The sequence below is a fragment of the Bartonella sp. MR168JLCBS genome, from assembly GCF_042194175.1.
This window is the reverse complement of sequence record NZ_JBHIMP010000612.1, coordinates 1-546: the sequence shown is the minus strand read 5'-3', so window position 1 is coordinate 546 and position 546 is coordinate 1. Positions and strand designations below refer to the sequence as shown.

Sequence of the window (546 nt, the reverse complement as noted above, 5' to 3'; positions counted from 1 at the left end):
GGCGGTCTGGGCTGTTTCCCTTTCGACTACGGATCTTATCACTCGCAGTCTGACTCCCAAGGATAAGTCATCGGCATTCGGAGTTTGACTGAATTCGGTAACCCGGTAGGGGCCCCTAGTCCAATCAGTGCTCTACCTCCGAGACTCTTACCTTGAGGCTAGCCCTAAAGCTATTTCGGAGAGAACCAGCTATCTCCAGGTTCGATTGGCATTTCACCCCTACCCACACCTCATCCCCGCACTTTTCAACGTGCGTGGGGTCGGGCCTCCATTCAGTGTTACCTGAACTGCACCCTGGACCTGGGTAGATCACCTGGTTTCGGGTCTACGACCACGTACTCAATTCGCCCTATTCAGACTCGCTTTCGCTGCGGCTCCGCATCTTCTGCTTAACCTTGCACGGGATCGTAACTCGCCGGTTCATTCTACAAAAGGCACGCCATCACCCGTTAACGGGCTCTGACTACTTGTAGGCACACGGTTTCAGGATCTCTTTCACTCCCCTTCCGGGGTGCTTTTCACCTTTCCCTCACGGTACTGGTTCAC

At 54.2% G+C, this 546-nt stretch carries 1 rRNA gene; it reads right to left on the bottom strand.

Features of this window, described 5'->3' with window-relative positions:
- A 23S ribosomal RNA gene (locus ACFIK8_RS13005) occupies positions 1-546 on the bottom strand; the annotation flags it as partial.